At 74.2% G+C, this 7,625-nt stretch carries 5 protein-coding genes and 2 pseudogenes; 4 read left to right on the forward strand and 3 right to left on the reverse strand.

Annotated elements, in window-relative coordinates; all coding sequences use genetic code 11:
- From UK12_RS41820 to UK12_RS38660, 4 genes and pseudogenes are all read left to right on the forward strand, one after another.
- Positions 1-1,543 (forward strand): annotated as a pseudogene (locus UK12_RS41820) (hypothetical protein); the annotation flags it as partial.
- Positions 1,521-2,054, forward strand: coding sequence for a hypothetical protein (locus tag UK12_RS31150; protein WP_052682340.1), 534 nt, complete (start codon positions 1,521-1,523; stop codon positions 2,052-2,054). The pseudogene UK12_RS41820 and the gene UK12_RS31150, both read left to right, overlap by 23 nt.
- A gap of 54 nt (positions 2,055-2,108) precedes the next feature.
- Positions 2,109-4,904 carry a M48 family metalloprotease gene (locus tag UK12_RS31155; protein ID WP_045306566.1) on the forward strand — a complete coding sequence of 932 codons (2,796 nt, stop codon included), beginning with the start codon at positions 2,109-2,111 and terminating at the stop codon, positions 4,902-4,904.
- A 10-nt stretch (positions 4,905-4,914) separates the two neighbouring features.
- Positions 4,915-5,273 (forward strand): annotated as a pseudogene (locus UK12_RS38660) (IS5 family transposase); the annotation flags it as partial.
- Between the two features lie 86 nt (positions 5,274-5,359).
- Here the strand turns inward: UK12_RS38660 and UK12_RS31160 are convergent.
- The 3 genes from UK12_RS31160 to UK12_RS31170 form a co-directional block, all read right to left on the reverse strand.
- Complete coding sequence (locus UK12_RS31160; RefSeq protein WP_052682342.1) at positions 5,360-6,274, reverse strand: DUF2797 domain-containing protein; 915 nt, start codon at positions 6,272-6,274, stop codon at positions 5,360-5,362.
- Between the two features lie 160 nt (positions 6,275-6,434).
- The gene (gene grpE / locus UK12_RS31165; protein ID WP_063838355.1) at positions 6,435-6,989 is read right to left on the reverse strand and encodes a nucleotide exchange factor GrpE; all 555 of its coding nucleotides are present in this window, start codon (positions 6,987-6,989) and stop codon (positions 6,435-6,437) included.
- A partial coding sequence (locus UK12_RS31170; RefSeq protein ID WP_045306570.1) for an Hsp70 family protein occupies positions 6,986-7,625 on the reverse strand: 640 nt, incomplete at its 5' end. The genes grpE and UK12_RS31170, both read right to left, overlap by 4 nt.

Raw genomic sequence — 7,625 nt, forward strand, 5'->3', positions numbered from 1 at the left:
CTCCGACGGGTACGCCGCCGCGCTGGTGTTCCTGGCATGCCTGACCGGCGGTCAGCCCGCCCCGGTGGGCCACTCCCCCGGCGCGGCGGCGCCCGACGACCTGCCCGAGCCGCTGCGCCGGGTGGTGGCACGCGCCACGGCCGAGGCGCCGGAGGCCCGGTACCCCGATGCCCGGTCCTTCCTGGCGGAGTTGGAGGCGGCCGCTGCCGAGGTCCACGGCCCGCAGTGGCCGGAGCGGGGCGAGCGCCTTCTCGCCGACGCGGCCGCGGCGACGGCCGGCGCCCAGCCGCTGCTGGGCCCCGACGGGCCCGGGGCCGGGCCGTGGTGGCGGCGTCGGCGGGCCCGGCTCGCGGTGGCGGGCGCCGTAGTCATGGCCGTCCTGGCCGTTGTCCTGGTGCTCCTGCTGGACGGGGGCAGCCCGAAGCAGGAGGTGCGCGAGCCCTTCACCCAGGCAGTGGCCGCGCTCGCCCGGACGCCCGGGGTGCGGTACCAGGACCACGACCAGTACACCGGCTACTACGACGTCACCGTGACCGCCACCGCCGAGCGGTTCGGCTCCGTGGGCGAGGCTGCGGACTTCTCGGACAAGGTGGACGAGGACCTGGTGACGGTCGCCGGGCACGACTACCTGAGCTACCGGAACGACACCATGCTCAAGGGCTGGACCTACGACCCGGGTAACGACGAGAAGAACATGGCCTCGCTGCTCAAGACCTACGTGACGCCCGCGAAGCTGGCCGCGACGCTGAGTTCGGCCCTCGACCAGCAGCCCCGCCTCCCGGTGGTCGGTGACAAGGCCGCCGCCGCCGTCACCGTGGACGGGCAGCCGGCCTGGCGGGCCGACACCGTCCAGGGGTACCTGTACGTCACGCAGAAAGCCCCCTACCGGGTGCTCCGTTGGGAACCGGCGAACCCGGTCACGGCGCTGGCCGGGCTGAAGGCGATGGCGAAGAACCCGTCGAGCCAACAGCCGAGGTCGCTGGAGGCGCACACGCCGCTCACCAACTCGCTCGGCATCACCCTCACCCCGGTCACCGATGCCGCCGGGCTGTACGGCAAGGTCGTGCAGTACACCAAGGAGCTCACTACCGCCACGACCGGCAGCTCGGTCCAGATCCTCCAGCAGAACGACGGTGCGAGCAACGTCGCCTGCAGCCACACGGGTTGCCTGGTCAACGTCGCCTTCTCCGGCCCCGTCTACAACGCCTCCTCGGCGGCTTACGTGCTGGACAAGGTGTACATCGAGCTGACGGTGGGCTCCATCACCACCGGCGGCCGCGAGGTCGGCGGGTGCACCAGCGGCCTGCAGCCCTACCAGCTGACCGGGACGAGCCTGAGCGGGAAGCTCACCTGCAACAACCCCGCGGGCGGTCCGCTCTTCGACCAGGCCGCCGCCGAGAACCAGGACAGGGCGAACGCCTCCGGAAGCTCCCAGTTCTGGGACTACGCGGACCGGCTCGACCTCGTCGTCCACCCCCTCAGCCCCACCGACGTCGACCAGTTGGTCGCCAAGGAGCAGCATGAACTCCAGTCCCTCGGATGAGCACCTGCCGGAGCCGTCGGCCGCGGACCTGCGGGACGCCATCGTCACCGCGGTGATCGCCCGACTCGCCCCGGCGGAGCTGCCGTTGGCCGAGTCGTTGCGCGGGCTGGACCCCGCGACGGTGCTGGAGCGCCTGGGCTCCCGGCCCACCCGGGGCGAGCCGCTGGGCTTCGGGCTGGAGGAACTCGGCGTCCTGCTGACTCCGGCCGTCTGGATCGTCGTGGACGAGTCCGTCCGGCGGGTCGTCGACACGGTGGTGGAGCGGGCGGGCCGGTCCGGGCTCGCCCGGCGCGGGTTCTTCCGCCGCCGCCGGACTCCGGTGCCCGTCGCCCTGCCCGCCCTCACCCCCGAGCAGTTGGCCTCGGTCGAGCAGTGCGTGCTGGAGGCGGCGCGGCAGGCCCGCCTGTCCCCCGAGCGGGGCGAGCGGATCGCCGACGGCGTGGTGCGGCGGCTCGTGCTCCTGCCGCAGGCCCCGGAAGGACCCGAGCGGAGCGCCGAGGGCGAGGGGTGACCAGGCGGCGCAGCGGGGGAAGCGGATGACCGGGTGGCGTGCCGAGGGCAGCCGATGAGCGACCGGAGTGCCCGGCTCCTCCTCCCCCGGCCCGGGGCCGGGACGACCCGGCGTTTCGTCCTGCTGGCCGGGGTGTTCACGGCCGGTTCGCTGGCCATGCTCTCGGACTTGCTGCTGTTGGTGACCGACCCGCTCAACACCAGCGGGGGCTGCGCGCTGGCGGCCGGCGCCGACCCGGACCACACCAGCCTGGCCAACTACCTGCCGCTGAGCGTTCCGGCCTACCGCCGGTGCGTGGACACCCACCTGGGCCCGTGGAAGCTGTTGGGGCTGCCGCTGCTCGGCACCGTCGGCGTGCTGGCCCTCGCCGTCCTGGTCCACCTGCTCATCCCACGCTGGAAGCAGCACCGCACCCAGGCCGTCCCGCTCGACCAGGCCGAGCTGACCGAGTGGTTGACCGCACTGGCCACCCGCTGCGGGCTCCCGAGGACGCCCGCCTTCGTGGTGGACCGGGCGGCGCCGTTCAGCGCGAACGCCGTCGCCCTCGGACGGTTCGGACGGTACAGCCTCCGGCTGGACCTGGGCCTGGTGACGCTCTACCGGACGGACCGCCGGGCCTTCGAGGCGACGCTGCTCCACGAGTACGCCCACCTGCGCAACCGGGACGTCGACCTGACCTACCTGACCATCGCGCTCTGGCGCGTGTTCCTGGTCTGCGTGGTCCTCCCCTTCGTGGTGGCCGTCGGGTGGGAGCTGCTGCCCGCCGTCCTCGCGCCGACCTTCCACTCGCCCCCGCCGGCGCCGCTGGCCCGGGATCTGGCCCTGGCGGCGGCCATGGTGCTGCTGATGCAGCTCACCACCGCCGAGCTGCTGCGGGCCCGCGAGATCCACGCCGATCTCGACGCCGTCGCCCACGGCGCCGACCCGGGCTACTGGACGCGGCAGCAGCGCCGCCGGACGGCCGAGCGCCGCCGGGGCCCGGTGGCGGCGGCGGGCCGGGCGGTGCGGGCGCTGCTGCGCACCCATCCGTCCTGGGAGGCCCGGGTCGCCGCGCTGGCCGACGCCGCCGCGCCGGTCGCGGTCCGGCCGCCTCAGCTGGTGCTGACCGGGGTGTCGGTCGCCGTCCTCGGCTACCTGCTCACCTTCACCCCCGGCCTGAACACCTACCTGCCGACCTGGCTGGGCAACCCCGGGGTCTGGCCGGCGGCGGTGCTGGCCGCCGTCGTGGCGGCCGGCGCCGTCCGGCGCAGCGTGGTCCACGCCCCGCCGGGAGCCGCCCGGCCGTCAGGGGTGCGCGCGGGGCTCTGGTTCGGGGCCGGGCACCTGCTGGGCGAGCTGGTCTGCAGCCAGTTCCTCGGGCTCGACTGGGCGCCCCGCTTCCCCGAGGCGCTCCTGCTTCTGCTACCGGTGCTGGTGCCCGCCGCCGTGCTCTGGTGGACGGCGGGCTGCGCGGCGCTCTCCGCCGGGCTGCGGCCCGGGCTGCGGCGGTCGGCGGCCGGGGTGGCCACCGTCTCCGTCGCCGCTGCGGCCTTCGCCTGGTGGTACGGCTGGTGGCAGGCGGCCGGGACCTCCTTCGCCGCCGGGATGCCGTACTCCTCCGCCACCGCGCTCTCGTTCCTGAACGCCGGTTTCGAGCCCTCGCAGCAGTTGTCGCCCTCGCCCACCTCGGACGTCATCGCCAACCTCACGCTGATCGTCGTCCTCCTGGCGCTGTTCCGGTGGACCGTCTGGCTGACCGTCGCGCTGTGGCTCGTCCCGCTGGTCATCCCGCTGCTCGGCGGGGTGCGCGCCCGGGCGGCCGGTGTCCTGCCCGGTCTGCTGTGCGGCGCGGCCGTCGGCGCCGGGGTCCTCGCCCTGACGCACCGGGCCCAGGTGTGGATCTGGCGGGACGAGCAGCCGTTGGTCCCGGCCCTGACGGTCTACACCGGCTGGATCTTCGTACTGCTGCTCTGCGGTGCGGTCCTCGCGGCGGCGGCCGGGGCGCTGATGGGCCGGGGCAGCGGTGCGGCGGCGGCCGTCGGCGCGGGCACGGCGACGGCCGTCGGCCTGACCGTCCTGCTCGCCGTGAACGCGACCGACGGTTGTGTACCCGCGCTGGAGACGGTGCGAGCCTCCTGCGGCTTCCCTGCCGGGAACGGCCGGCAGCTGCTCACCTTCTTCCTTCCCCAGTTCCTTGCCGTGGCGGGGATGGCGAGCATCGTGGCAGCGCTCCCGTTCGCCGCCGCCGCACGGCTCCGCCGGCGGGCCCCTTTCGCTCCCCCCTGCCCCGCGGCCGAGCTGAGCCCCAAGTACCGTGTGGTACACCGTATTTGCGGTGCTGTCGGCTGCCTGGCCCTGCTCGGACTCGGCCTGGTCGGCTACACCACGCCCGGAGGTGCCGGGTCCGGCCCGGTCGGGTCCGGCCCGGACCCGACCGTCACCGCACTGCAGCGCAGACCGGTGGACAGCCTGACGGCAGGTCTGCAGGTCTGGGCCTGGGGCTACTTCGGGGGGCGCAGCATCATGCAACAGTACGAGCACGCCCTCGCCGCCGCCGACCGCAGCGTCGGCCCGGACGGCAACGTGGATGCCGCGGCGCTGCGGAACGCCTGCACGGACCTGCTCGACGCGGCCGACCGGGCCGACGCCTACTTCCCCGTCCCGGTCGCCTCGGAGCAGGCCGCCTGGACGGCCGCCCTGGCCAACACCCGCACCCAGGCAAGACACTGCCTCGACGCCCCACCCCCGGCCGGCCCGGCGGAGACAGACCGGTTCTTCACCGCCCTCGACCCGCAGCCGGACCCGGTGGCCGCCATCATCGACCACTTGCTCAGCCTCTCCGGACCGACCCAGAAACTCCTGCTGCCCTAGGCCGTGTCTCGTGATTGATCTTGTGGTGGGTCGTGGAGAGATACCGGATGCTGCGTGGGCTCGGATTGAGCCGTTGCTGCCGCAGCGAGATGGTGCCGGGCGTCCTTGACGGGATCACCGCCAGGTGGTGAACGGGGTACTGCGGCGGCTGCGCACGGGTGCCCCGTGGCGTGATCTGCCCGAACGGTACGGCCGTGGCAGACCGTCTACCGGCGCTTCGCCCAATGGGAGAAGGACGGCACCTGGGCCGCACTCCTGCGGGAGGTCCAGGTCCGCAACGATGCGGTGGGGACGGTGGAGTGGACGGTCTCGATCGACTCCACCGCCGCGAGGGCCCGCCAGCACGCGGCCGGCGCCCGCAAAAAGGGGATCAGCCCGAGGACGAATCGGATGAGATCCTGTGGCTGCGAGCCGAGGAACAGTGACCCACCACAAGATCAATTATGAGACGCGGCCTAGAACAGGGCGTCCTGGGTGGCCGGTGCCTCGGGGCGGCGGCGCGGGCGGAGGTCGAGGCCCGCGCCCACCGGGCGGTCGGTGGCGGTGAGCGTCCAGCCGGCCAGGCGGCGGGTGTCCAGCAGCAGCGGCAGGCCGTCGGGCTGGTCGAGGAAGAGGTGGCGGCCGATCGGGCGGCGCAGCGTGCCGGAGAGCACGGCGCCGTCCGACAGCCCGGCGACCTCGCGGTACTCGGCGGGGGCGCCGTCCGTGAGCCCGAACAGCTCGACGTGGTCGGTGATGTCGCCGTCCGGGTGGTGCTCGATGCGGTGGTGGTCGGCCAGCAGGCGCAGTGCCTCGGCGCGGGCCCCGGCCAGGTCGTCGCGGCGCCGCCCGGCGCCCGGCAGGTGCCACCAGCCCTCGGTCTTCGCGTGGCCGCGGTACCGCTCGCGCGCCAGCCCCGCGCCGGAGACCGTCAGTTCGGCGCGCCGGATGCCCGGCAGCGGGCCGCGCGCCAGGAAGGTGAAGGCCAGTGCGCCCTGCTCCAACAGGCGGCTGGTGCCGCGCTGTTCGGCGGTCAGGCCGACCTTGAGCAGGCCGGTGCCGAGCCAGGCGAGGTAGAGGCGGTAGGTGCGGCCGTCGTCGAGGATCTGGTCGCGGGCCAGCGCGAGCCCCCGGTCCGCGCTCTGGCAGGCCGGGCACTGGACGGCGGCGCCGGCCGGGTCGATGGTCGCGCCGTGCGGGCAGGGGCGGCGCTGCGGCTCACCGGGCAGCAAGACGCCCGTGCAGCGGCGCGGGCCGGTGAGCAGCCAGCCGATCCGCTCGCCCGGGGCCACCGGACGCTCGTGCTCCCGCTCGCCGTTGCGCGCGCTCAGGTGGGGGCGGCCGCCGTGCCAGTGCAGCCCGTTGGCGGTCCATCCTGCTGTCTGCGTCACCCTGATCCCTCCCTCGCCGAATCCGTAAGGGTACCCGGGGGGACCGACAGTCCCGCCGGTCCGGGACAGCCGCCCAGCGGGCGCGGGAGAGTCGCGCGCGAGCGGCACCCCGAATTCCGTGCGGCTGATCCGCTGTCACCGAAGGGTGGTTGACGATGTGTCAGCCATCCACGGGCTCGGCGACCGTGACCTGGGCCGGGCGCAGCAGCTGGGCGCCGACGCGGTAGCCGGGCCGGTGGACGGCGCTGCAGGTGGGGGCGGTCACGTCGGGGGAGCAGGTGTGGAGCAGGGCCTCGTGGCAGGTGGGGTCGAAGGGCTCGCCCACCGTGCCGAAGGAGAGCAGCCCGAGGGAGCCGAGGTGGTCGGACAGCTCGTCGGCGACGGCCCGGAAGCCACCGGTCACATCGCCGCACGCGCGGGCCCGGTCCAGGGCGTCGAGCACGGGCAGCAGGCCGAACAGGACGTTCGCCACCGCGATCTCGCGGACGGCCAGCCGGTCCCGCCGCACCCGCTTGCGGTAGTTCTCGAAGTCGGCCTGCACCCGCTGGAGGTCGGCGGTCCGCTCGGCCAGCCGGGCCGCCAGCTCGTCGGGCGTCCTCGGTACCTCGTCGGTGGAGGCGCTGACCGGGGTGGGGAGGAACTCCGGCTCGGGGTGCCGGCGGGAGCCGCAGAGGACCAGTTCCGAGGAGCGGTCGCAGTCGTGGGAGTCGTTCATGGGGCTGTCCCCTTCGGCCGGTCCTCGTCGACGATCTCGGCGTCCACCACCTCGTCGTCCCGTGGCGCGGACGGGCCGCCCTCCGTCGCCTGGCCGCCCTGCGCCTGGGACTGCGCCGCCTGCGCGTACATCGCGGTGCCGATCTGCTGCGCCGCCGTGTTCGCGTGTTCCAGTGCGGTGCGGACCGCCGCGTCGTCGGTGCCCTTCAGGGCGTCCTTGAGTTCGGTCATCGCCCGGTCGACGTCGCTCTTCACGTCCTCCGGGACCTTGTCCGGGTTCTCCCTGAGCAGCTTCTCGGTGGTGTAGACGAGCTGTTCGGCCTGGTTGCGGGTCTCGGCGGCCTCGCGCCTGCGGCGGTCCTCCTCGGCGTGCTGCTCGGCGTCCCGCATCATCCGGCCGATGTCCTCCTTCGGCAGGGCGGAGCCGCCGGTGACGGTCATCCGCTGCTCCCGGCCGGTGCCGAGGTCCTTGGCGCCGACGTGCATGATGCCGTTGGCGTCGATGTCGAAGGTGACCTCGATCTGCGGCAGGCCGCGCGGGGCCGGCGGCAGGCCGGTCAGCTCGAACATGCCGAGCTTCTTGTTGTACGCGGCGATCTCGCGCTCGCCCTGGTAGACCTGGATCTGCACGGACGGC

The organism is Saccharothrix sp. ST-888 (assembly GCF_000955975.1).
In the GTDB taxonomy this organism is placed as follows: domain Bacteria; phylum Actinomycetota; class Actinomycetes; order Streptomycetales; family Streptomycetaceae; genus Kitasatospora.

Bases quoted from the DNA above. Each gene is read 5' to 3' on its own strand.
- UK12_RS31155 (WP_045306566.1), top strand. From the start codon at position 2,109: ATGAGCGACCGGAGTGCCCGGCTCCTCCTCCCCCGGCCCGGGGCCGGG.
- grpE (WP_063838355.1), bottom strand. From the start codon at position 6,989: ATGAACGACTCCCACGACTGCGACCGCTCCTCGGAACTGGTCCTCTGC.
- UK12_RS31150 (WP_052682340.1), top strand. From the start codon at position 1,521: ATGAACTCCAGTCCCTCGGATGAGCACCTGCCGGAGCCGTCGGCCGCG.